Raw genomic sequence first — 22,850 nt, forward strand, 5'->3', positions numbered from 1 at the left:
ATCTAGACCGGTTCTATCGCCCCCCACATAGGCCCGCCGACCCCCGGCTGGCAAATCCGGTAAAGTCCCAATCCGGTGATGGGCTTAAGCCCGTTCTTGGCTTGTCTTGGCCGGCACCATGGGTTATAGAGCCGCCCAAATCCCGTACCTAGATGTCTTGAGACGGGCGCTGGCGCGCCGAAGGAACTGTCATGAAAGCCGATATTCATCCGAATTATCATACGATTAAGGTCGTCATGACCGACGGCACCGAGTACCTGACCCGCTCCACCTGGGGCAAGGAAGGCGACACGCTGAACCTCGACATCGACCCCAAGTCGCACCCGGCCTGGACCGGCGGTACCCAGCAGCTGATGGACCGCGGCGGCCGTGTGTCGCGCTTCCAGAAGAAGTTTTCGGGCTTCCTCAAGAAGGACTAAAGTCCGCTTCGGGATCGCCCTCGCGATCAAACGCAAAACGCCTCCGTCTCGGGGGCGTTTTTGTTTTGGGCTGGTGCGGATTGGCCGGCCGGATGAGCGCGCGGCTCTCTCCATGCGTCGTCCTGGCGAAAGCCAGGACGACACTGAACGTGTGGCACGGCCTGCATCTCAATCGTCGTCCCTGCGAAAGCAGGGACCCATAACCACAGGGGTATGTTGTTGAAGAGAGCTGTGGCCCCAGCGTCGCGCACCAACTGCCATTTGTGGTTATGGGTCCCGGGTCAAGCCCGGGACGACACTGAATATGTGGCTCGACTCTTGAGTCATACATCCACGCTCTCGCGGCGCGTTTTGCCCGAGTTCTGCATCTCGTTCCGCCCACACCGTTCGCAGAGGGCGCAGGGAAAGCCGGGTGCCGATCGCACCCATGGGCCCCGTGCAAAAGGTAGAAAGCTCGGGGGTAGGACCACAGGTGCAACCGGAGCAATCCGGCTTTCCCTGTGCGATGGGTTACGGCTTACTTCGTGCTCTCCCCGGCGAGACTGGGCTTGCTTGTCACCGTCTTCGCAACGCGCATCGCGCAATTCGAAAAGACACCTGCCGCTAGGGCGTCAGGACCACACGACTTCACCGTCCACCTCGCATGCTCTCGTCAGTCGCACGCTCGGCGTCCACCGCATCCCACACCGCGTTCGTGACGATCGCGAGCACGCCCCTCGTAGCCAGGCGAAGGCAAGACACGATCGCCCGAAGAGTTCGAGCGATCATGCCGGCCGGTCGCGGCTTGCGCTCCTTTAGCCAATAGTTTTCATACCAGGAACTATCAGCTTGAAAGACGCGCATCGCGAGGTCGAGATCTCCCGGAATGCGGTGCGAATAACGGGCTGGCATGGCACTCTCCCGAGCATTCAGACGAGGCCGATCATCAAGGCCCCAAGTGGCTCAAAGCGGAAGTGGGCACCGAGGAATGGTGCGTCCGGGCGTGTCCAATTCCAGTCATCCGTCGGCGCCCGATATCAGACATTCATCGGAGAGATGGATCACCGGCCGCGGGGGTCGATCGTGCGGTTCGAGGCGACATAGTCGATCTGGTCACGCGCGATGCCGATGTCGATCAATTCCCTGTCACTCAAATCGGCCAGGGAAGCGCGCAATTTCTGGCGTTCGCGGCGCTCCTGAAAGGCATCCCAATATTTCCAGACGAAGCTGGCGACATGCCGAGTCGGTCGAGATGTTCGGTCCAGCCAATTTGTGGCGTGCGTCGTGCTCATTGCGGTGTCTCCTGCGACGGTGCTTCTTCCGACACTGGCCCGCTGTACGGGATGATGTTGCCGATCTCGATCTCGCTGTCAGGTGTGCCCGTGTCGTATCTCTTCTGGGCATCGGGACCACGTATGCTGCCACCGCGGCTCCTCGCCATTGGTGGGCCATTGTGCCCAATCGCGGCACCGTGGCATCATTCATGTTGATGAGGCCCTCAGCAAAACTGGTGTTGACGTGCAATTTCGCGATCCGCCGCTGAATAGTGCCGACCAAAGAGCCAAACGCTCGAAAGATTTGAATGGGAGAGCCCCTCGGTTTGGGGATCAGAAATGCGAGAAGGCATTACTTCCGTAGGTGAGTTTCGTACGACCTAAAACGGTGGCCAGACGCCATTCGCGAAGGACGTCCGCGACAAGATCACGGTGACGGTGCACTTAACTCGCGGGTGGCGAATCAAGTGCACTGTCACCGTGACTTGCGACCGGTCACCACAGCTGGATTGTGAAAGTGGGTCGCGGCGATCAGAGATCGACGCCAACGGCAATGTTGCGGCCCGTCAATTCCGCAATGGTGCGCATATGCGCGGCGAGCTTTGCAAAGGCCGGGTCCTTCGACACCCCCTCCTGAACCTTGCCGTACACCTCCCAATTGGCGTAGCGCGTGACGGCCAGCCACTCCCCGGCCCACGCGCCCGTGTGGAATCGCGACAATCGGAGGAATTCGGCGCCATGTCTTTCGAAGATCGCCTTCGCTTCCTTGGCGGCCGCGATCATTTCCTCGGACTTGTCGCTCTTGAACCGGGTAAATTGTGCAATCGACATTGAAATATCCTCCTTGGTAAATTCGTTTGCCTTGCTCATTGCCAACCGTGCACTGATCATCACGACACGGGCGCCCAACTTCCTCTCACGTCAGGATTACTGTCTCATCTTCGCGCATGGCGACTGCGTATGCTGCCAGCGCGGCTCCCGCCGCCATGGGTGGGCCATTGTGCCTGGTCACGCCCCTGTGGCATCATTCATGTTGATGAGGCCTTCAGCAAAACTGGCGCAGACGTGCAATTTCGCGATCCGCCGCTGAATGGCGCCGAATAAAGAGCCGAACGCTCAAAAGATTTGAATGGGAGTGCCCCTCAGTTCGGGAGTCGCCCTTGCGAGAAGACATTGCTTCCGTCACCGAATTTTCGCACGTCGTCGGCGCCATTTACGATTGCGCGATCGATCCGAGACAATGGCCAAACGCCATTCGCGAAGTCTGCCAGGCAACCAATTGTGCCGCCGGGATCATTGGGGCTCATGATCTCAACACGCTTTCCTCGCTCATACGCGAACATTGGAACTACGAGCCTGAGTGGCTCGAGAAAATTCAAATCTGTGCCACAGAGCTGGCCGGACTTTGGGACGGCGTCGCCGACCTCCATGAACGGCCGATCGATGAACCACTGACCGCGCTTCGCGATATTCCGCAGCGGTTCGTCCAGTCTCGCTACTACCGCGAATGGGCTGAGCCGCTGGGCTTCATCGATACCATCCAGATGACCCCGCTGCGTCAGCCCAGCCGGATCGGCGCCTTCGGGGTGTGGCGTCACAAGAGCCTCGGCCACATAACGGAGCGCGATCTGGCGATCATGAGACTGCTGGCGCCGCACATCCGGCGCGCAGTGACGATCAGCGATGTGCTCAATATGCAGGCGATTGAAGCCGAAACGCTGCGGGCTTCACTTGATCTCTTCCAGGCAGGTATCGTTCTTCTCGATGGTGAAACAAAAATCGTCCATGCCAATCGTGCGGCGGAGACTATGCTCAAATCCGGATCTCCGATCAGTTCCCATCGGGGCGAGCTGCGAACCGGATCGCCTCAGACATCAGCCGCACTTCGGACCGCCGTCGCGACCGCGGCCGCGAATGAGGCTGCGGTCGGCAAGCTCGGAATCGGCCTGCCGGCGCCGCAGGCCGATGGCTCGCCCGCTCTGATTCATGTCCTGCCCCTTGCAGGCGGCAATCGAGGCAAACGCATAGCGCTACGCGCGAGTGCGGCCCTGTTTGTCACATCGGAAATGCGCACTGCCATCCCCGCGGAGTCCCTGGCATCACTTTTTGGTTTGACGTCCGCAGAGACGCGCGTCCTCGGCTCCCTGCTCGCCGGCCGGACGCCGGCGGAGACAGCAAGGACCATGGGGACAGCAATGACCACCGTTCGGACCCATATTGCCAAGGTGTTCGAGAAGACCGGGACCTCGCGCCAATCCGAATTGATGCGCCTCGCGGCTCAGTTCTTGCCGCCGGTCGTGCATTCTTCCGAAGGTGGACTGCCCGCGCCCAAAGCCCGACTTACGGATTAGTGCCGCCGATTCGACGAGACCATCGACGCGGGGCGATTCGAGCTTCCGGGATTTATGAGTCCACGCCCCGGATCTGCGGAAGCGGCTCCCAGCGCAGGTTAGCGAAGCGTTGATCTGCACCGTCGCCGCTGATGGACAATGACTGCCCCTAGCGATCCCCAAACGCCAGCCGCGCGCCGAGCGCGACCAGGATGCTGCCGCCGATCCGCTGCATGATGCGCTGCGACCTCCTGGAGCGCTGCAGCTTCGTCATCACCGCGCTGGCGAACAACACGCAGACGATATCGACCGCCGAGAACGTCAGGTTGACGATCGTGCCGAGCAGGAACAGCTGGGCCCAGACCGGCACGCTTGCCGACGCATCGACGAACTGCGGCAGGAACGCCAGGAAGAAGATCGCAGTCTTCGGATTGAGCACCTCGACGACGATGCTTTGCGCGAAGGCGCGCTCCGCGGAAAGCGGCGCCAACACGGGACGCTTTGCACTATTGCGATCGCGAAACAGCGACAGCCCGAGCCAGACCAGATAGGCCGCACCGGCAAGCTTCATCGCTGTGAATAGCGGCGGCACCGCATGAAACAGCAGCGCGAGGCCGGCGGCTGCGGCAATGACATGGACGTAGCCGCCGAGATGCAGGCCGAGCGAGGCCATCAACCCAGCGCGCCGGCCGCCCGCCAAAGTGCGGGCCGCGGCGTACAGCATGGCCGGCCCCGGAATCAGCGCGAAGGTCGCGGTCGTGATCGCAAAGGCAAGGTACAATTCCATCAGCGGCTTTCGTCAATTCGCCGGGATCATCGCCGCGACCTCGCGATCACCCGGATCGTCGCTGGCGCCAAGGCCCGCGATGACGCCGGCGCGATCCTCGAGCTTGCGGTTCTGACTCATCTTCTTCTTGGCGTCGATCCGGGTGATCGGCATCCGGAAGCCGACGATGCCGCGCAGCTGCGCCTTGATGAAATCATCGGGCGCATCGCTGACCTGCCAGACTTCCTGCCGCGAACTTTCGTGCAATCGGGTCAGTCGCGTCACGACATCGAGCAACCGGTCCGCATCCTCGAAGAACTCGGCCGCACCGTAGGCGTGCACGGCGAGGTAATTCCAGGTCGGCACCACCTTGCCGTGCTCGGCCTTGGTCACATACCAGGACGGCGTCACATAGGCGTCGGGTCCGGTGAAGATCGCCATCGCCTCGCCGACCGCAGGCAGTTTCCACTGCGGATTGGGCCGCGCGACATGACCGTACAGCGTGCCGTAATCGCCCTCGTTTTCATTGAGGATCAGCGGCAGCGGCGTTCCGATCAGCCCGTCCGCGGTCGCGGTGACCAGCGTCGCGAGCTTTGAGGCCCGCATCGCGGCGTGGATCGGGCCGAGCTCATCCATCTTGAAATGCGGCGGCAGGTACATGGCGGACCTCTTGGCAGACCTCATCGAATTGCTGCTCGCACCATAGCGCCGAAGTGGCCTATGATAAGAGCCACTTTCGACCATCATGACTGGTCCACTATGCCCCGCCTGCGCGCCACCATCAGCATCCCCTCACTCGGCGCGGTCGACCGCGCCGACGGACAGGTCGGGCGCCAGATCGCGCGGGCCCTGCGGGCCGCCATCGCCAACGGCGAGCTGAAGGCCGGAGAATATCTGCCCTCGACCCGCGCGCTGTCGGCCTCGCTCGGCGTGGCGCGCGGCACGGTGACGGAAGCCTTCGAGCAATTGCAGGCCGAGGGCTATCTGGAATCGCAGGTCGGCGCCGGCACCCGCGTCGCGCCGACGCTTGCGGAACAAGCACGGCCGGTCGTGGTCAATCGCAACCTGAACAAGCCCGCGCCGATCCAGCTGCCTGCGCGCGCTGCGAGACTTGCCAAGGTGGTGGCGGCCTTCACGCCGATGCCGGAAGTCCCGTTTGCGATCGCGGTCCCCGCAGGCGCCGTCGCGCCCGACGACAATTGGCGCCGTCTCGGCAACCGCGTGCGCGCATCGCGCGCGGCCGCGCCTTCGAGCTACGGCGATCCGCGCGGCCTGATGGAGCTGCGGCAGGCGATCGCCGACTATGTGCGCAAATCCCGCGCGGTGCATTGCGAGCCCCAGCAGGTCGTGATCACGGCCGGCACGCAGCAGGGCCTTTATCTCGCCGGCCGCGTGCTGCTGTCGGCGGGCGATCGGGTGTGGGCCGAGGATCCGGCCTATCCCGGCATGACGGCCGTGCTCGACGATCTCGATCTCGTCACCACGCGTGTCGCCGTCGATCCACAAGGCATCGACGTCGAGGCGGCGATTGCCGCGTGCCCGAATGCGCGCGCGGCTTTCGTGACGCCCTCGCATCAGTACCCGCTCGGCATGCCGATGAGCATGGCCCGCCGCAACGCGCTGGTGACGTGGGCGCAGCGAAGCAATGCGTGGATCGTCGAGGACGATTACGACAGCGAGCTGCGCTATGCCGGTCATCCTTTCCCGTCGATGCAGGGGCTCGCGCCGTCGCGGGTGATTTATCTGGGCACGCTGAGCAAGGTGCTGTTTCCCTCGCTGCGGCTCGGCTACGTCGTGGCGCCGCTGCCGCTGATCGACGCCTTTGCCGGCGCGCGGGCGCTGCTCGACCGGCATTCACCGACCGCCGACCAGCATGTGCTGGCGGCCTACATGCGCGAGGGGCTGTTCGAAGCACATATCCGGCGCATTCGCGGCGTCTACGCGGCACGGCGCGCGACACTGATCGCGGCGCTTGCGCGCCACATGCCTGATGATTTCACGCTGCAGCCAAGCGACCAGGGCATGCATCTGTTGCTGTGGATGCCGCAAGGCTTCGATGATGTGCAACTGGCGAAGGCCGCGCTCGCCGACGGCATCGTCGTGCGGCCGATTTCACCGATGTACGAGCGCGCGCCGCGGTCAGGCCTGATGCTCGGCTTCGGTGGCTTCGAACCGGAGGAGCTGGAAGCAGCCGCGATACGGCTGCGACGCGTGATCAATCAACGGCCGGCCAAGCCGCGCCGCACTGAGGCTTCACACTGAGCTGACGGTTCGAATCTTACTGCTCGAACGCAGCCTTGAGCCGGTTGAGTTGCGGCACCAGCGGGTTGCCGATCGACGAACGATCCGGCGCCGGCGCGTGGATCGTGGTGTCGAGGCGGCGGACGCGCGCCTGCAGATCCATCGAGCGGGCGATCAGCTGCTGCAATTGCTCCGGCAGCTTGGTCACCATGTCGACCGGGCCGGGATCGGCGGCCGACAGTTTCACCTTGGTCTTTTCGCGATTGGCCTGGGTCAGCGTCATCTCGCCTTCCTTGACCGCGCGATGCAGCAGCAGCCACGACGCGAGCTGCATCAGCCGCGTGGTCAGGCGCATGCTCTCGGTGGCGTAGGTCAGGCTGACGGAGCGTTCCAGCGCCTTGGCCTCGGCACGGCCGTCGCCGTCGAGATAGGCGGCGGTCTGCTCGACCAGGTCCATGCCTTCCCGGAACAGCACGCCAAATGCCGCAGAATTGGTCAGCCGTTCACTGAACAGCACAAGCCCGGCTTCGTTCTGGGAACGATCCGCCATGGTTAACGCCCTCACACCATCGTAACGCCCGCTGGCATCTGACGCGCCAGCTTATGATGAACAAATCATTGCGCGGGCGCGCCGCAGAGTCCAGCCGCAACCGGATTTATGGTTTCCAACGGATAGGACGCACAAAAAAGAGCCGCCGTTTCCGGCGGCTTTTGAAGTTGATAACAGGGAGGCGTCAAACAGAGTGGACAGGAGCCACTCGGTGTCCAAACGAGGACAATGCAGTCATAATCGAGAAAGCTTAACCGATCGTAAATGAACGGATTTCTTCAGGCTTTGTTTGCCATGTCGGCCATTGACCTAGTTTGGGACAGGTCCAAGTTGATTCCCATGAGTCGTCCCGGCCTGGTGCGCAATTGCGCACGGGGGCCGGGACCCATAACCACCAATGCCCGCGTTGCGCGCAGCTGTGGCCCCAGCCGTGCGCGACGAGAAACAGCGGTGGTTATGGGTCCCGGATCGCGCTCGCTTTGCTCGCTTGTCCGGGACGACGCTTGTGATGTCGCAGCGCTACGACTTGAAGAACGCGTTCGCGGCGTCCTTCGACGCGCGCTTCTTGGTCATCGCCTCTTTCAGGCGATCGACTTCGGCATTGAGCAGCGCGATGCGCTCGGTCAATTCCTCGACCGACAGCAGCGAGAGATCCTGTCCGATCTCGTGGGTGATCTTCTTCCGCGGCCGGTCCTCATCCTCAATCGGCATGTGTCCTCCCCGCGATGAATCTGGCGCCGTGCGTCCAGAGCTGGTAATGTCCTCGTGCAGGAGAATTTTGCAGTGACTTTCGTGTGCGCGCAACATCTGACGCGAATGCCCCGGCCCGACCGCAAGGAGTCTGACCGGACGGGATAGTGCGCCTGCGCGCCAGGCATGAGCCGACCCCAAGCCCTTCCGATCACGCGGGAGGGCTTTTTGATTTTTCCGATTTGATTTTTCCGGGGTCGGCATCACCGAACGCGAAAGGCCCTGACCCATGACCAAAATTCTCATCACCAGCGCCCTTCCCTACGTGAACGGCGTCAAGCATCTCGGCAATCTGATCGGCTCGCTGCTGCCCGCCGACGTCCATGCCCGCTTCCGGCGGCAGACCGGCTGCGACGTGCTCTTCATCTGCGCGACCGACGAGCACGGCACGCCGGCCGAGCTCGGCGCCATCGAGGCGGGACAAGATGTCCGGGCATTCTGCGATGCGCAGCACGACGTCCAGGCCGACATCTACCGGCGCTTCGGTCTGTCGTTCGATCATTTCGGCCGCACCAGCGCGCCGCACAATCATGCGCTGACGCAGCATTTCTATCGCCGGCTCGACGCAGCCGGACTGATCGAGGCGCGCACCTCGCGGCAGGTGTGGTCACCGGCGGACCGGCGTTTCCTGCCCGACCGCTACGTGCTCGGCACCTGCCCGCATTGCGGCGATGGATCGGCGCGCGGCGATCAATGCGACCATTGCGGCACGCTGCTCGACCCGCCGGACCTGATCGATCCGCGCTCGGCGCTGTCAGGCGACCGCGCGCTCGAGATCCGCGACAGCCGACATCTGTTTCTGCGCCAGTCGCAGCTTGTCGACAACATCGGCGCCTGGATCGACGGCCGCACCGGCTGGCCGCCGTTCGTGGTGTCGACCGCGAAGGGCTGGCTCAATGCCGAGCTGCGCGACCGCTGCATCACGCGCGATCTCGCCTGGGGCATCGCAGTCCCGCGCGAGGGCTTTGACGGCAAGGTGTTCTACGTCTGGTTCGATGCGCCGATCGGCTACATCGCGGCGACGCAGGAATGGGCCGACGCCGCGCCCGGCCGCGACTGGCGGCAATGGTGGTGGCAAGCTGACGACGTCAGCTACATCCAGTTCCTCGGCAAGGACAACATCCCGTTCCACACCGTGAGCTTTCCAGCGACCCTGATCGGCTCCGGCGAGCCGTGGAAAACCGCCGATGTGATCAAGGGATTCCACTGGCTCAATTACGAGGGCGGCAAGTTCTCGACGAGCAGGAAGCGCGGCATCTTCACCGACGCGGCGCTGGAGGAATTGCCGGCCGATCTCTGGCGCTGGTGGCTGATCGCCAACGCGCCCGAGAGTGCCGACACCGATTTCGGCGTTGCCAGATTCGTCGCCGATGTGAACAAGGATCTCGCCGATATCTTCGGCAATCTCGCCAACCGCATCATCAGCTTCGCGCATCGCGCCTTCGACGGCCGCATCCCGGATGGCGGCGCACCGGGGAACGCCGAACGTCAACTCGCGTCTGATCTGGAGCTGCGCATCGCAGCGCTGCACCGCCATCACACGGCGCTGGAGTTTCGCGCCGCGGCGGCTGCGACCCGCGCGATCTGGGATACGGCGAACGCTTACCTGCAACACACCGCGCCATGGACGGCGATCAAGTCCGATCCCGCACGTGCAGCGATCATCACCCGCACAGGCCTCAATCTTGTCGCGCTTTGCGCCACGCTGGCGTGGAGCATCGTGCCTGATCTCGCGGAGCGCGTGCTTGGCGCACTCAGTCGCGACGATGTGATCCCGTCCTGGCCCAATGGCCCACTGATCCCGCTGCTGGATTGCGGTGCGGGCACGCCGGTCGCAAGGCTCGGCCTGCCGGTCGAGAAGATCACCCCCGAAAAAGCCGACCATCTGACGAGGCGGTTCGGGGCTTAATGGCGTTTCGCTTCGTTCGAAAAGGCGGTATGCCACCAGCCAATCCACTTCACTGACCAGGGACGAACCATGCCAGACCTGCCCGCGCAAATGACCGTCGTTGCCATCAGCAAGCCCGGTGGCCCGGAGGTGCTGGTGCCGGAGACCCGCGCGCTGCCGGTGCCGGGTCCCGGCGAAATCCTGGTCAAGGTCGCGGCCGCCGGCGTCAACCGCCCTGACGTCGCGCAGCGCTCCGGCTCCTATCCGCCGCCGCCCGGCGCGAGCGACCTGCCCGGCCTCGAGATCGCGGGCGAAGTGGTCGCACTCGGTGAAGGCGCAAAGCACAAGATCGGTGACAAGGTGATGTCGCTGGTCGCCGGCGGCGGCTACGCGCAATATTGCATCGCGCAGGACGCGCAGGCGATGACCGTGCCGCCCTCGTTGTCGATGCAGGAAGCCGGCGCCATTCCGGAAACGTTGATGACCGTCTGGCACAACGTGTTCGAGCGCGGCGCGCTCAAGGCCGGCGAGACGCTGCTGATCCACGGCGGCTCGTCGGGCATCGGCACGATGGCGATCCAGCTCGCCAAGGCATTCGGCGCCAAGGTGATCGTCACCGTCGGCTCGCAGGACAAGGCCGACGCCTGCCTCAAGCTCGGCGCCGATCGCGCGGTCAATTACAAGTCCGAGGATTTCGTCGAGGCGGTGAAGCAGGCCACCGGCGGCAACGGCGCCGATGTCATCCTCGACATGGTGGGCGGCGACTATATCGACCGGAACTATGACGCCGCCGCGGTCGAGGGCCGCATCGTCCAGATCGCGTTCCTGTCGGGAACACCGAAGGCCACGGCCAATTTCGCCAAGCTGATGGTCAAGCGGCTGCACCACACCGGCTCGACCCTGCGCCCCCGTAGTAATGCGGACAAGGCGGCCATGGTCGCGGCGATCGAGGCAAAGGTGCTGCCCTTGTTGCGCGAAGGCCGCGTCAAACCGCTGATGGACAGCACATTCCCGCTGGAAAAGGCCGCCGATGCGCACCGCCGCATGGAGACCAGCGAACATATTGGCAAAATTGTGTTGGTGGTTTAACTCTCGCAGCGGAAGCAGGGGCGGAAACCCTTTGATTCCCTTCGCTTTCGTGTCATTTATCGCGCCACCTCCGGGCCGGTCGCCGGGCCCGGGCAGTTTGTCGATCGCGGAGTACTGACATTGCGTCTGATCAGGTGCCTTGCGCTGCTGGCGCTGGGCCTCATGATGTTTGCCGCTGCGCCTGACGCGTATGCGATCGACGCGGTCAGCGTGCGCAGCGATGCGCCGGCGATCGACCTCACCGCGGTTCTCGACCATCAGCGCAGCGAAACCGACCGCATCCAGGTCTCCACCGCACCCGGAACCGACGGCATCGTGCGCCGCATCGAAGTTCGCGCCCGCGAAGGCGGCCAGAACTGGGTGGTGTTCGCGCTCGCCAACAACACGGACGACCAGCTCGACCGCCTGATCGTCGCGCCGCACTATCGCATCGTGTCATCAGGCCTGTTGTGGCCCGACCTCGGCCTGTCGCGCATCGCCACCATCACGCCGTCGGTCGGCGATCGACCCGAGCGGCAGGAGAGCCCGACCGCCGACGTGTTCCGCATCACGCTCGATCCCGGCGCTGTCGTCACCTATGTCGCGGAACTGCGCACCGACAAGCTGCCGCAGCTCTATCTGTGGGAACCCGACGCCTACAAGGACAAGGTCAACTCGTTCACGCTGTACCAGGGCATCGTGATCGGCATCTCGGGCCTGCTCGCGCTCGTGCTCACGATTTTGTTTGTGGTCAAGGGCAGCATCATGTTCCCCGCCGCCGCGGCGCTGGCCTGGGCGGTGCTGGTCTATATCGGCGTCGACTTCGGCTTCTGGGGCAAGGTGCTCGACATGTCGAACAACGCCGAGCGCGTCTGGCGCGCGGCGGGCGAGGCGATCCTCGCGGCGACATTGCTGGTGTTCCTGTTCGCCTACCTCAATCTCAGTCGCTGGCACGTCCGCTATTCGCACATCACGATCGGCTGGCTCGTCTTCCTCGGCTCGCTGGTGGCGCTGGCGCTGTTCGATCCCGCGGTCGCCTCCGGCATCGCGCGGATGTCGCTGGTGATGATCGCCTTCGCCGGCTTCGCGCTGATCGTCTACCTTTCGACCCACGGCTTCGACCGCGCGGTGCTGTTGATCCCGACCTGGTTCCTGCTGGTGGTCTGGGTGGTCGCAGCCGGCATGACGGTCGCCGGTTCCGTCACCAACGACATCGTCGGCCCGGCGCTGCTCGGCGGCCTGGTGCTGATCGTGATGCTGATCGGCTTCACGGTCATGCAGCACGCCTTCGCCGGCGGCGGCGCCACCACCGGTGTCGTCTCCGACGTCGAGCGCCGCGCGCTGGCGCTGACCGGCTCCGGCGATCTGATCTGGGACTGGGACGTGTCTGCCGACAAGGTGTTCACCAGCCCGGAGACCGAGGCCCTGCTCGGCCTCAAGCGCGGCACGCTGGAAGGCCCGGCGGCGAAATGGCTCGAAGTGCTGCACCCGCTCGACCAGGACCGCTTCCGCGCCGCGCTCGACAGTGTGCTCGACCAACGCCGCGGCCGCCTGGTGCAGGATTTCCGGCTGCGTACGCCCGACGGCCACTTCATGTGGTTCGCGCTGAAGGCGCGGCCCGTGGTCGGCTCCGACGGCGAGGTCTCGCGTGTGGTCGGCACCCTGACCGATGTCACCGAGTTCAAGAACTCTGAAGAGCGGATGCTGCATGACTCCGTGCACGACAATCTGACCGGGCTGCCGAACCGCCGGCTGTTCATGGACCGTCTCGGCGCGGTGGCGAACCTCGCCAAGACCATGCCGAACCTGCGGCCGACCTTGATGGTGATCGACCTCGACCGCTTCAAGCAGGTCAACGATTCCGTCGGCATTGCGGTCGGCGACTCCATCCTGCTGACGCTGGCGCGACGGCTGACCCGCATCCTCAAGCCGCAGGACACGTTGGCGCGAATGGCCGGCGACCAGTTCGGCCTGATCCTGCTGTCGGAGCAGGACCCGGCGCGGATCACCAATTTCGCCGAGACCATCCGCAAGACCATCCGCGCCCCGATCGCGTTCAACGACCGTGAGATCTTCCTGACCGCGTCGATCGGCCTTGCGCTGTCCGATCCGGCGGCGCCGCTGACCGACGAGATCATCAAGGACGCCGAGCTTGCGATGTATCATTCGAAGCGGATCGGCGGCGACCGCATCGACGTCTACAAGCCGGCGATGCGGGCGCGGAAGACCGACCGCCTGACGCTCGAGAGCGACCTGCGCCGCGCCATCGAGCGCGAGGAGCTCACGATCCTGTACCAGCCGATCGTGCGGCTGGAAGATCGGGCGATCGCGGGCTTCGAGGCGCTGGTGCGCTGGGATCATCCCAAGCTCGGCCGGATGTCGCCGTCGGAGTTCATCAACGTCGCCGAGGAAACCGGTCTGATCGTCGATCTCGGCATGTTCGTGATGGACCAGACCGCGCGCCAGCTCGCGGTGTGGCAGCGCGCGATGCGCGCCCGCGAGCCGATCTTCGCGTCGGTCAACGTGTCGTCGCGGCAATTGCTGCGCCACGATTTGATCCACGATATCCGCACCGTGCTGTCGCGCTCCTCGGTGGCGCGCGGCACGCTGAAGCTGGAACTGACGGAATCGCTGGTCATGGAGAATCCGGAGCACGCCGCCCAAATGCTGGCGCGGATCCGCGAGCTCGGCACCGGGCTGTCGCTCGACGATTTCGGCACCGGCCATTCCTCGCTGTCCTATCTGCAGCGCTTCCCGTTCGACACCATCAAGATCGACCAGTCCTTCGTCCGCACCACCAGCCGCGGCACCCGCCCGGTGATCCTGAAATCGATCATCGCGCTGGCGCACGATCTCGGCATGGAAGTTGTGGCGGAAGGCGCAGAGACGGATTCGGACGCCGTCGAGCTCTACCAGCTCGGCTGCGAATACGCGCAGGGCTTCGCCTTCGGCGAGCCGATGGACGCCGACGCCGCCACGCGCCTCCTCACCGAGGAACGGCTGGAAGCCGCGAGCTAGATCTTGTCGTCGTCCCTGCGAAAGCAGGGACCCATACGCCGCGGCCCATCCATGATGCGCTGGGGCCAATTGCCTTCGTAACAACAACGCCCTGTGGTTATGGGTCCCGGCGTTCGCCGGGACGACGAATAGGCATTCGCTTGAACCTGACGCTCCTGCCGTCGGCCTGGCGGGTGGCGATGTAGCCGGCGTCGAGGCAGGCTTCGCGCTGCGGCATCTTCTCCTGCGGGCTGCGCAGGGTTTCCCACCACGACGCCCGGTGCGCAGCGCGCGGCAGCGCCGCATCGATGATCGCCTCGATCTCGTCGAAGGTCAGCACGAATTCGGGCAAATGCTGCTTCTTCAGATAGTCGCGCAGCGCGTCGTAGTCGTTCACAACATCCTCGATGACAATAAACCTGGGTCCGGCAACCACCCGTTAACCCATTCGGCGGCCGCTGTCGCCATTTAAGGCGACAACAAGATTTCCCGTTGCATGACGGCACTTTGGAGCGGGACATGCCATTTCGACGGGGAAACGACGCAAGGCGGCGCTGGCGGCTATCGGCAAAGCTGCTGATCGCTGCGTCGATTGCGACCGTCCTCGGCTTTTCCGCGATCTGCGCCGGCGTGATGTTCGACATGCGCCGCGGCGAGGAACAGCTGGCCCGCCGGACCCTGGAGAATTTGGCGTCAGGCATCGAGGCCGACATCAGCCGCAACATCGAGCTCTACGACCTGTCGCTGCGCGCGGTCGCCAGCAATCTGGAAATGCCGGAGATCCGCGGCGTCAGCAAGGAACTGCGCCAGCTAATCCTGTTCGATCACGCCGCGACCGCAAAGCATTTCGGCGCAATCCAGGTGTTCGACACCAAGGGCAATCTGACCATCGACGCGGCGAGCCTCGATCCGCAGCCGGAGAACCGCAGCGACGAGGAATACTTCGCCATCCAGCGCGACCATCCCGACACCGGGCTGTATGTCAGCCGGCCGATGCTGCATCGCGGCGCCTACGCCATCGTGCTGAGCCGGCGCATCACCGGCGAGGACGCCCGCTTCCTCGGCGTCGTGGTCGGCTCGATCCGCTTCAGCTATTTCCACGATCTGTTCGGGCGGCTGAATCTCACGCCGGGCGACACCATCACGGTGCTGCGCAACGACCGCACCATCATCATGCGGACGCCGTTCGATCTCGACGTGATCGGCAAGAACCTCGCCGAGCAGTTGGACTGGAAATCCGAGAGCCTGAAGGTGGGCGGCGCATTCTCCGGCAAGGGCCCGGTCGACGACACGCCGCGGCTCTATGTCAGGCGCAGCAGCAGCGGGCCGCTTTACGTCGTGGTCGGCAAGCCGCTCGAAGCCGTGTTCAATCTGTGGCGCACCGAGGCGATCCGGATCGGCACGATCATGGCCTTTCTGGTGCTGTTCGTACTCGGCGCGACGCTGGTGCTGGCCCGCGAGATCGTCCGCCGCGCCGACGCCGAGGACAAGCTCGAGGAGCTGGCGACCACCGACGCCCTCACCGGCCTGAAGAACCGGCGCAAGTTCGATGCCGAGATCGACCGCGAATGGCGCCGTGCCGGCCGCTACGGTCAGCCGGTCGCGCTGTTGATGATCGATGCCGACCACTTCAAGGCCTACAACGACACCTACGGGCATCAGGCCGGCGACCAGGTGCTGGTGGGAATCGCGATCTGCATTTCGGATGCGGTGCGCCGCGCCGGCGATTGCCCGGCGCGCTTCGGCGGCGAGGAATTCGCCGTGCTGCTGCCCAACATGACCGCGCTCGAGGCCTTCAACCTGGCCGAGACCATCCGCGGCAAGGTCCAGCAATGGTGCGAGGGTGAGCTGATCACGACGGTGAGCATCGGCGCCGCCAGCATGCGGCCGCTCGCGGGCCAGCAATGGTCCGACCTGATCGAAGCCGCCGACAGGGCGCTCTACGCCGCCAAGGCCAACGGCCGCAACCAGTCGGTGCTTGCCACCGTGCCGAAGATCGCGCTGGTGGCGTAGGGACGGAGTTGGCGGCGGCAAGGCGCCGAGCTGCACACGCAATCAAAGTTAGTCGCGCAAGTCTCTCCGCATCGTCGTCCCGGCGAAAGCCGGGACCCATAGCCACAGGCCTTCGTTGTTGAAGCGAGCTGCGGCCCGAGCACCATGCAACAACAAGCATCGGTGGTTATGGGTCCCGGGTCGCGCTGCGCTTGCCCGGGACGACACCGAATGTGTTGCAGCGCTCGAGACCAATACATCGGCTTTCTGAACGCGCAACGGCGCCACCGGCGCCAGCTCAGCCGCGGTGCTTCTTCTTCGGCTTCTTGCCGAACTTCGGTTTCGCCGCCGACACGTCCGGCCAGTGTCCGGCTTGGCCGGGCTTGCTCCGATTTTTCTTTTTCCCGAACCTTGGCTCATCGCCAGATTTCGGCTTCGCGCCCTTTCCGTCCCGGTCGGATCGGAACGCGGCTCTCGGTTCCTGTCTTGGCGCATAGTCTTCACGCGAACGGCCCGCGCCTTCTTTCGAAAACGCTCTCGCCTCGCGGTCCGGCTTGCCGTGTCGCTTTGCGGCCGCGTCGTCACGCGGCTCGTCGCGGCGCGGTGCGCTGTGCCCGCCGTCATCCTTGTCGCGCCAAGGCTCGTGCCTGGGCTTGCGCGCCGGCTTGTCCGAGGGTGCCTGGCGCTGCGGAGCGTCCGCCAGCGGCTCGATGCGGATGGTGTCTTCCTTGTCCGGACGCTTGATCTTGACGGCAAAGGAATCCGCGACCCGCGCGGCGATCTCGAACTCGGTGGTCGTATCCGAGATCTTGATGGCGCCGATGTCGTGCTTGTCGATGCCGCCGCGGCGGCAGATCATCGGCAACAGCCAGCGGGCTTCGGCATTCTTTCTGCGTCCGATCGAGGCGCGGAACCAGACGGTAGCCTCCTCCATGCCGTGACGCGGGGAAGCCTTGCCGGCCTTCGATCGCGGCCCGGCAGGACGGTCCTCGCGGCGCGAGGTACGCTCGCCGCGGCGCTCGTCGCGCTCGCGGCCGCGTCCCTCGCCGGGATCGAGAATGTCTTCAGGCGCAGGCAGCCGCGCGCGATAGAACCGGGCAAGCGCCGCGGCGATCGCCTCGGGCGACCGTTCGGCAAGCAAGGCTTGCGCGAGCGCCAGGTCGTCGGAGGTCGTCTCCTCGGAGAACACCGCATCCTGCATCAGGCGGTCATGGTCGAGCTTGCGGATCTCGTCCGCCTGCGGCGCAGAACCCCAGACCACATCGATGCCGGCCAGATTCAGCAGCAATTCGGCGCGGCGCCGCCGTGCCGGCGGCACCAGCAGGATGCTGACACCCTTGCGGCCGGCGCGGCCGGTGCGGCCCGAGCGATGCTGCATGACCTCCGGATCTTTCGGCAGATCGGCATGAATGACGAGGTCGAGGCTCGGCAGGTCGATGCCGCGCGCCGCCACGTCGGTCGCGACACAGACCCTGGATCGTCCGTCACGCAACGCCTGCAGCGCCTGGGTGCGCTCGTTCTGGGTCATTTCGCCTGACAGCGAGGCCACGGAGAACCCGCGCTCCAGCAGCGCCGCCTGCAAATGCCTGACGGCTTCTCGCGTGTTGCAGAACACCAGCGCGCTCGGCGCCTCATGGAAGCGCAGCACGTTGACGACCGCGTGCTCGACATCGTCGGCGGCCACCCGGATGGCGCGGTACTCGATATCGGCATGGCCGCCCTCGTCGCCCGCGACTTCGATCCGGAACGCCTGCTGCTGATACTGCTTGGCCAGCGCGACGATGCCGCGCGGAAACGTCGCCGAGAACAGCAGGGTTCGGCGCGTGTCCGGCGTGGTCTCGAGGATGAATTCCATGTCCTCGCGGAAGCCGAGATTGAGCATCTCATCGGCCTCATCGAGAACGACGACCCGCAAGCCCGAAATATCGAGACGGCCCCGCCGCAAATGGTCGCACAGCCGGCCGGGCGTGCCGACCACGATGTGGGCGCCTGCGGCAAGCTCGCGCTGCTCGCGGCGCGGGTCCATGCCGCCGACGCAGGAAACGACGCGACCGTCCGCATGCTCATAGAGCCAGGCGAGCTCGCGCTGAACCTGCAAGGCGAGCTCCCGCGTCGGCGCGACGATCAACGCCAGCGGTGCGGCCGCCGGCTCGAACCGCTCGGCGCCGTCGAGCAGGTCCTTCGCCATGGCCAATCCGTAGGCAACGGTCTTGCCCGAGCCGGTTTGGGCCGAAACGAGAAGATCACGGTCGACGGCGTCGTCCGCGAGCACGGCGAGCTGGACAGGGGTCGGCTGTTCGTAGTTGCGCTCAGCCAAAGCGCGGGCGAGCGGCGAACTTGTGGTCGGGAAGGGCACGGGATGGAAAACCTTGATTGGTCCGGGTGCAGAACGTCGAGCAGGACGACCTGAGGCTGCGTACCCGGCAGGCGGCACAGCCGCATGACGATTTGGGCTGCTTTACGCCAAGAACAACCAAACCGCCATGCCCCCAAGGCCCCCCAAGCCGGAAAAGGTGCCGGATCAGGCCGGCTGTCCGAGCGAGGCCTGGCTGCCAGCGATCCTGTCCACCAATCCGGACAACCGCGATGGCCGCGGGCTGGCTGCGGCAATCAGGCCGCCCGCCCCGCGCAACGTGCCCGGCACCAGTTCGCAGGCCAAAAGACGATCGCGCTGATACGGGCCTGGCATGCGGAACGCGCCGGTCTGCGTCGCCGAGAAGCCGAAGCGGTCATAATAGGCTGCATCCCCGACCAGGATGACGGCGCGGTGGCCGAGCCGCTGCGCCCGCTGCAAGGCCTGTCGCATCAGCGCGGCGCCGATGCCGAGACATCGCGCATCCTCCGCCACCGCGAGCGGGCCGAGCAGCAGGCAGGCGTGGCCGGTGCCGGTCACGACCGGCCACAGCCTTAATGTGCCTACCAGCCGGCCGCCGCGCCGCGCGACCAGGGCAAGGCCGCGCGCCGGCTTGCGCCCCTCGCGCAGCCGCTCCGAGGTCTTGGCGAACCGGCCCGGGCCGAACGCGGCATCGAGCAGGGCTTCGCGCGCCGCCACGTCGGAACGGCGCTCCCGACGGATCGCGATCGGTTCGCGGTTCGGGGAACCAAGCAGCGGCATCACGCGACCCTCGCCAGATAGATGAAGACCTCGTCGAGGTCCCGGCACTTGAAGCGCTCGGCGAGTTCGCCCGGACATCCCATCGCGACGACGCGGCCACGGCTCATGATGACGACGAAGTCGCAGAGCTGCTCGACCTCGGTCATGTTGTGCGAGGACAGCAGGATGGTGGCGCCGCGACGCTTTTGATAGGCGCGCAGCCGGCTGCGCACCCACTCGGCACGGTCGGGGTCGAGCGATGCCGTCGGCTCGTCGAGCAGCAGCACGTCCGGCTCGTTGATCAGCGCCTTCGCGACGGCGACGCGGGTCTTCTGCCCGGCCGAGAGCCGCCCGGTGACGCGGTCGAGCACGTCGCCGAGCTCGAAGTCCTCGATCAGCTCCTCGATCCGCGCCTTGAGATTGGCGACGCCATAGAGCCGGCCGAACACGGTCAGGTTCTGCCGCACGGTGAGCCGCCCCGGCAACGCGACATAGGGGCTTTCGAAATTCATCCGGCTGAGCACCTTGTGACGCTCGGTCGCCATGTCGTGGCCGAGCACCATGGCGCGGCCGAAGCTTGGCACCACCAGGCCCATGATCATGGCGATGGTGGTGGTCTTGCCGGCGCCGTTGCCGCCGAGCAGGCCGACGGTCCAGCCCTTCGGCACGTTGAAGTTCACGTCGTCGACCGCCCAATGGGTGCGGTACTTCTTGCAGAGGTCCTCGACCGCGATGGCCGGCGCCTCATCGATACCGAGGCTCACAGGCGCGTTGTCCTGCGCGGGCGTGGTGTTTGGCGACACCGGTGTCAGATGTCGGCGGGGCAAAAAACGTTCGATGCGGCTCATGGATGTCTCCCCTTACTCGCCCATGGTGAGCAGGCCGCCCTTGTGGCGGGCGCTCTGCAACAAGGCGACGAATGTGGCGAAGCCGATGCCGAGATAGACGGCATTGAGCGCGAGGCCTTCGATCATCAGGTCGGTGCGGAAGGTGCCGTCGAGCAGCACGGCGCGCATGCCCTCGAACACATAGGTCGGCGTCAGCGACCAGGCGACCGGATGCAGCCAGAGAGGCAGCGCCTCGACCGGATAGTAGACGCAGCACAGCGGCAGCAGCACGATCATGATCGAGTAAGCGAGGCTTTCGGCGCCGAGGCCCTGGCGGATCACGAGGCCGGCGACGACGAGCCCGATCGCCCAGCTGGTCAGCACGAGGTTGAAGAAGAACGCGATCAACCCCGGCCCCATCGCATAGACGTTGAAGCCGAACAGCAACAGCGTCAGCAATGTCACCGGCAACGTGCCGATTACGAGCCGGATCAGGCTCATCAGCATCAGCGAGGCCGCAAGCTCGAAAGGCTGCAGCGGACTCATCATCAGATTGGCGAGATTGCGCGACCAGATCTCCTCCAGGAACGTGAAGGTGAAGCCAAGCTGGCCGCGAAACAGCACGTCCCAGAGCAGGACGGCGCCGAGCAGCAGGCCGGCGGTCGAGGCCATCGCCGACTTGCTCTGATAGAGGTAGGTGTAGAGGAAACCCCACACCATCATCTGCATCGCCGGCCAGTAGATGATCTCGAGCAGCCGCAGCCACGACGAGCGCAGGATGTAGTAATAGCGCGCCGTCATAGCGGCGATGCGGTTCAGTGACTGTGTCATGGCATCCACCCGTGCGGCTGGCATTAGTCGATCTCGCGGCGGATCGGGCGGCGCTTGCCGACCTTGGGCGGAAACGCCAGCAGCGCGTTGGCCTGCACCCGGACCGGATGCTCGAGGCAGGCTGCGAGCAGATCCTCGAGATGCGCGACCGAGCCGTGCAGCCGTGACATCGGCGTATCCTGGCCGAGCACGACGCGCGCCTCGACGAGGTCGACGCCACGCTGCACGATCTCGAACTGCGCCAGATGCAGATTGCAGTCGAACATCCAGCGATAGGTCGCATCGAGGATACTGCCGGCCGGAACCTTGCGGCCGTCGCGGTTGACGAAGGCGTCGTTGAGCCGGCCGTCGATGCTGGCGATCTGCGACCAGTTGATGTCTGATGGCGCCGGATTGGCCGGCCGCGTGATGTAGTCGCCCTGCACGTAGCGGATGAACGGCATCGCCTCGTTGAGCAAATTGGTGATCACGGCGATGCCGGACTGGCCGTCGGCCTGCGGCTGCATCGTGACGGGATCGAGCACGTCGAGATGCACGGTGTCCTCGCAGACGTGATACTGGCCGTCGGGCATCTCGAGTGCGATCCGCGTCGCCTCCTCGGAGGAATATTCGTCGAGCACGGGCACGCCGAGCTGACGCGACCATTCCTGACGGGCAGTACGCGAGGAAAATTCCGAATGCGTCACCGCGAGATTGAGAGAGGCGCGGAACTCGTCGACATGCGGCATCAGCGCATCCAGGCTCGACGGATAGAGCGAGAGGATCTTCGGCCCGAGATAGCGCAGATGCTGGGCAACGCGCGCCGGCGGGATCAGGTTCGAGATGAAAGCGGTCGGATAATCGCCGCCGATCGAATCGAACCACCACGGCACGGTGTAGACATGGGCGAGCAAATCATCAGTGCGGTAATTGCCGCCGCTCTGCATCGCGAACTGGCGGACGCCCTGGATGGTGTCGGTGATGACGGCGTCATAGTCGACGCGGATCAGCAACGTCTGGCCGGACGAGCCCGATGAGCGCGTCGGAAACAGGTTTTCCGGCTTGTACTTCTTGTTGACGCACTGGTCCGGGAAGGCCGCGACCAGCTCCGGCTTGGTGATAACAGGGATCTTCTGGATGTCGTCATGGTCGCGCAGATGCTCCGGCTTGAAGCCGGCCGCATCATACTTGGCGCGGTAGACCGGAATGTCGCGATAGGCGAGCTCGACCAGCTCCTTGATGCGAGCGAACTGCCGCGCGCGGATTTCGGACACCGGCAGATAGGGATGCCGCATGCATTCGCCGAGATAGTTCGCGGTAGCCGCGACCAGCTCGGGTGCTGCCTCGTTGGAGGGCTGGAAGTCCGGGCGGGTGTGCTCGGTCTCCCAGAACTGGCGCTGCGGCGCGCCGGCCGCATCGGCGGGAACGAGGGACGCGGCGGCCTGATCGTGCTCCGGCACCAGAGCAAGGCCGTCATCGGAAACGCTGATCGCAAGGGAGGACGTCATCTTCAGCTCCATGATTGACGGGAGACCGCCCGTTCATGGCGCTATCAATGGCTCGCGGTGCGCGTGGCCGCCGTGACGCGCGTCACATGCGGTGCACCCCCGATCGCAGCAGCGACGTAGGGCGCGTTAGCGAAGCGTAACCCGCCCTACAGGACTACAGGACTGATTGCTTCAGGTGGCTATTTCCCCCACGTCGCCTTCCTGATCCGCCCCTTGCCGCCGCATTTCTTGCAGGGCTCGGGATAGATCTTGCGTCCCGGCTCGCCCGGCTGCTTCACCGCTGGAAAGCCGGTCCCGTTGCACGCGTCACACTTCTCTTCATCGGAAACAAGGTGCTTCACCATCCACCGCCTTGGA

The 22,850-nt window shown here is 64.9% G+C and carries 20 protein-coding genes; 7 read left to right on the plus strand and 13 right to left on the minus strand.

Annotated features, from left to right (window positions below):
- Positions 1–191 precede the first annotated feature (191 nt).
- Complete coding sequence (gene rpmE / locus ACOIX3_RS37585; RefSeq protein ID WP_016845230.1) at positions 192–419, plus strand: 50S ribosomal protein L31; 228 nt, start codon at positions 192–194, stop codon at positions 417–419.
- Positions 420–1,046: 627 nt separating this feature from the next.
- On the opposite strand, the gene ACOIX3_RS37590 is transcribed toward rpmE, so the two are convergent.
- The 3 genes from ACOIX3_RS37590 to ACOIX3_RS37600 all read right to left on the minus strand — a co-directional run bounded on the left by ACOIX3_RS37590 (position 1,047) and on the right by ACOIX3_RS37600 (position 2,581).
- Positions 1,047–1,310 (minus strand): hypothetical protein, encoded by a 264-nt coding sequence (locus ACOIX3_RS37590; protein WP_420967024.1) that lies wholly within the window; start codon positions 1,308–1,310, stop codon positions 1,047–1,049.
- A 149-nt stretch (positions 1,311–1,459) separates the two neighbouring features.
- Positions 1,460–1,690 carry a DUF1127 domain-containing protein gene (locus ACOIX3_RS37595; protein WP_420967025.1) on the minus strand — a complete coding sequence of 77 codons (231 nt, stop codon included), beginning with the start codon at positions 1,688–1,690 and terminating at the stop codon, positions 1,460–1,462.
- A gap of 513 nt (positions 1,691–2,203) precedes the next feature.
- The gene (locus ACOIX3_RS37600) at positions 2,204–2,581 is read right to left on the minus strand and encodes a hypothetical protein (RefSeq protein ID WP_420967026.1); all 378 of its coding nucleotides are present in this window, start codon (positions 2,579–2,581) and stop codon (positions 2,204–2,206) included.
- A gap of 251 nt (positions 2,582–2,832) precedes the next feature.
- Between ACOIX3_RS37600 and ACOIX3_RS37605 the strand changes: the two genes are divergently transcribed.
- On the plus strand, positions 2,833–4,023 hold the full coding sequence (locus tag ACOIX3_RS37605) for a helix-turn-helix transcriptional regulator (RefSeq protein WP_420967028.1): 1,191 nt from the start codon (positions 2,833–2,835) through the stop codon (positions 4,021–4,023).
- 148 nt (positions 4,024–4,171) lie between these two features.
- Here ACOIX3_RS37605 and ACOIX3_RS37610 read toward each other — a convergent pair whose 3' ends face one another.
- Both ACOIX3_RS37610 and ACOIX3_RS37615 read right to left on the minus strand, forming a co-directional pair.
- Complete coding sequence (locus tag ACOIX3_RS37610) at positions 4,172–4,789, minus strand: LysE family translocator (protein WP_420967029.1); 618 nt, start codon at positions 4,787–4,789, stop codon at positions 4,172–4,174.
- 12 nt (positions 4,790–4,801) lie between these two features.
- On the minus strand, positions 4,802–5,428 hold the full coding sequence (locus ACOIX3_RS37615; RefSeq protein ID WP_420967030.1) for an FMN-binding negative transcriptional regulator: 627 nt from the start codon (positions 5,426–5,428) through the stop codon (positions 4,802–4,804).
- A gap of 99 nt (positions 5,429–5,527) precedes the next feature.
- Between ACOIX3_RS37615 and ACOIX3_RS37620 the strand changes: the two genes are divergently transcribed.
- Positions 5,528–7,030, plus strand: coding sequence for a PLP-dependent aminotransferase family protein (locus ACOIX3_RS37620; protein WP_420967031.1), 1,503 nt, complete (start codon positions 5,528–5,530; stop codon positions 7,028–7,030).
- Between the two features lie 16 nt (positions 7,031–7,046).
- On the opposite strand, the gene ACOIX3_RS37625 is transcribed toward ACOIX3_RS37620, so the two are convergent.
- Together ACOIX3_RS37625 and ACOIX3_RS37630 are read right to left on the minus strand one after the other, a co-directional pair.
- Positions 7,047–7,559, minus strand: a complete 513-nt coding sequence (locus ACOIX3_RS37625; RefSeq protein ID WP_092123179.1) for a DUF1465 family protein — start codon at positions 7,557–7,559, stop codon at positions 7,047–7,049.
- Positions 7,560–8,078: 519 nt separating this feature from the next.
- Entirely contained in the window at positions 8,079–8,270 is a 192-nt protein-coding gene (locus ACOIX3_RS37630; protein WP_139486805.1) for a DUF1192 domain-containing protein, read from the minus strand.
- A 268-nt stretch (positions 8,271–8,538) separates the two neighbouring features.
- Between ACOIX3_RS37630 and metG the strand changes: the two genes are divergently transcribed.
- From metG to ACOIX3_RS37645, 3 genes are all read left to right on the plus strand, one after another.
- Positions 8,539–10,218, plus strand: a complete 1,680-nt coding sequence (gene metG / locus ACOIX3_RS37635) for a methionine--tRNA ligase (RefSeq protein WP_420967032.1) — start codon at positions 8,539–8,541, stop codon at positions 10,216–10,218.
- Positions 10,219–10,287: 69 nt separating this feature from the next.
- On the plus strand, positions 10,288–11,286 hold the full coding sequence (locus ACOIX3_RS37640; RefSeq protein ID WP_420967034.1) for an NAD(P)H-quinone oxidoreductase: 999 nt from the start codon (positions 10,288–10,290) through the stop codon (positions 11,284–11,286).
- Between the two features lie 120 nt (positions 11,287–11,406).
- Complete coding sequence (locus ACOIX3_RS37645; protein ID WP_420967036.1) at positions 11,407–14,283, plus strand: EAL domain-containing protein; 2,877 nt, start codon at positions 11,407–11,409, stop codon at positions 14,281–14,283.
- Between the two features lie 97 nt (positions 14,284–14,380).
- Here ACOIX3_RS37645 and ACOIX3_RS37650 read toward each other — a convergent pair whose 3' ends face one another.
- Positions 14,381–14,659 (minus strand): DUF7662 domain-containing protein, encoded by a 279-nt coding sequence (locus ACOIX3_RS37650; protein WP_420967037.1) that lies wholly within the window; start codon positions 14,657–14,659, stop codon positions 14,381–14,383.
- A gap of 122 nt (positions 14,660–14,781) precedes the next feature.
- On the opposite strand from ACOIX3_RS37650, the gene ACOIX3_RS37655 reads away from it, so the two are divergent.
- Positions 14,782–16,275, plus strand: a complete 1,494-nt coding sequence (locus ACOIX3_RS37655; protein ID WP_420967038.1) for a sensor domain-containing diguanylate cyclase — start codon at positions 14,782–14,784, stop codon at positions 16,273–16,275.
- A 277-nt stretch (positions 16,276–16,552) separates the two neighbouring features.
- Here the strand turns inward: ACOIX3_RS37655 and ACOIX3_RS37660 are convergent, their stop codons facing one another.
- The 5 genes from ACOIX3_RS37660 to ACOIX3_RS37680 form a co-directional block, all read right to left on the minus strand.
- Complete coding sequence (locus tag ACOIX3_RS37660; RefSeq protein WP_420967039.1) at positions 16,553–18,610, minus strand: DEAD/DEAH box helicase; 2,058 nt, start codon at positions 18,608–18,610, stop codon at positions 16,553–16,555.
- Positions 18,611–18,775: 165 nt separating this feature from the next.
- Positions 18,776–19,369, minus strand: coding sequence for a GNAT family N-acetyltransferase (locus ACOIX3_RS37665; protein WP_420967040.1), 594 nt, complete (start codon positions 19,367–19,369; stop codon positions 18,776–18,778).
- On the minus strand, positions 19,369–20,196 hold the full coding sequence (locus ACOIX3_RS37670) for an ABC transporter ATP-binding protein (protein WP_420967042.1): 828 nt from the start codon (positions 20,194–20,196) through the stop codon (positions 19,369–19,371). The genes ACOIX3_RS37665 and ACOIX3_RS37670 overlap by 1 nt, the downstream gene beginning before the upstream one ends.
- Before the next feature lie 12 nt (positions 20,197–20,208).
- Positions 20,209–21,006: an ABC transporter permease gene (locus ACOIX3_RS37675; RefSeq protein ID WP_420967043.1), complete on the minus strand. Its 798-nt coding sequence runs from the start codon at positions 21,004–21,006 to the stop codon at positions 20,209–20,211.
- Between the two features lie 23 nt (positions 21,007–21,029).
- On the minus strand, positions 21,030–22,493 hold the full coding sequence (locus ACOIX3_RS37680) for a phenylacetate--CoA ligase family protein (protein WP_420967044.1): 1,464 nt from the start codon (positions 22,491–22,493) through the stop codon (positions 21,030–21,032).
- Positions 22,494–22,850 lie beyond the last annotated feature (357 nt).

This window comes from Bradyrhizobium sp. B120 (assembly GCF_049075665.1).
In the GTDB taxonomy this organism is placed as follows: domain Bacteria; phylum Pseudomonadota; class Alphaproteobacteria; order Rhizobiales; family Xanthobacteraceae; genus Bradyrhizobium.

Excerpts from the sequence above, each read along its gene's own strand:
- ACOIX3_RS37630 (WP_139486805.1), bottom strand. The coding sequence starts at position 8,270 with ATGCCGATTGAGGATGAGGACCGGCCGCGGAAGAAGATCACCCACGAG.
- ACOIX3_RS37680 (WP_420967044.1), bottom strand. The coding sequence starts at position 22,493 with ATGACGTCCTCCCTTGCGATCAGCGTTTCCGATGACGGCCTTGCTCTG.
- ACOIX3_RS37655 (WP_420967038.1), top strand. The coding sequence starts at position 14,782 with ATGCCATTTCGACGGGGAAACGACGCAAGGCGGCGCTGGCGGCTATCG.
- ACOIX3_RS37620 (WP_420967031.1), top strand. The coding sequence starts at position 5,528 with ATGCCCCGCCTGCGCGCCACCATCAGCATCCCCTCACTCGGCGCGGTC.
- ACOIX3_RS37665 (WP_420967040.1), bottom strand. The coding sequence starts at position 19,369 with ATGCCGCTGCTTGGTTCCCCGAACCGCGAACCGATCGCGATCCGTCGG.
- ACOIX3_RS37595 (WP_420967025.1), bottom strand. The coding sequence starts at position 1,690 with ATGAGCACGACGCACGCCACAAATTGGCTGGACCGAACATCTCGACCG.
- ACOIX3_RS37675 (WP_420967043.1), bottom strand. The coding sequence starts at position 21,006 with ATGACACAGTCACTGAACCGCATCGCCGCTATGACGGCGCGCTATTAC.
- rpmE (WP_016845230.1), top strand. The coding sequence starts at position 192 with ATGAAAGCCGATATTCATCCGAATTATCATACGATTAAGGTCGTCATG.
- ACOIX3_RS37615 (WP_420967030.1), bottom strand. The coding sequence starts at position 5,428 with ATGTACCTGCCGCCGCATTTCAAGATGGATGAGCTCGGCCCGATCCAC.
- ACOIX3_RS37610 (WP_420967029.1), bottom strand. The coding sequence starts at position 4,789 with ATGGAATTGTACCTTGCCTTTGCGATCACGACCGCGACCTTCGCGCTG.
- ACOIX3_RS37625 (WP_092123179.1), bottom strand. The coding sequence starts at position 7,559 with ATGGCGGATCGTTCCCAGAACGAAGCCGGGCTTGTGCTGTTCAGTGAA.
- ACOIX3_RS37670 (WP_420967042.1), bottom strand. The coding sequence starts at position 20,196 with ATGAGCCGCATCGAACGTTTTTTGCCCCGCCGACATCTGACACCGGTG.
- ACOIX3_RS37640 (WP_420967034.1), top strand. The coding sequence starts at position 10,288 with ATGCCAGACCTGCCCGCGCAAATGACCGTCGTTGCCATCAGCAAGCCC.
- ACOIX3_RS37590 (WP_420967024.1), bottom strand. The coding sequence starts at position 1,310 with ATGCCAGCCCGTTATTCGCACCGCATTCCGGGAGATCTCGACCTCGCG.
- metG (WP_420967032.1), top strand. The coding sequence starts at position 8,539 with ATGACCAAAATTCTCATCACCAGCGCCCTTCCCTACGTGAACGGCGTC.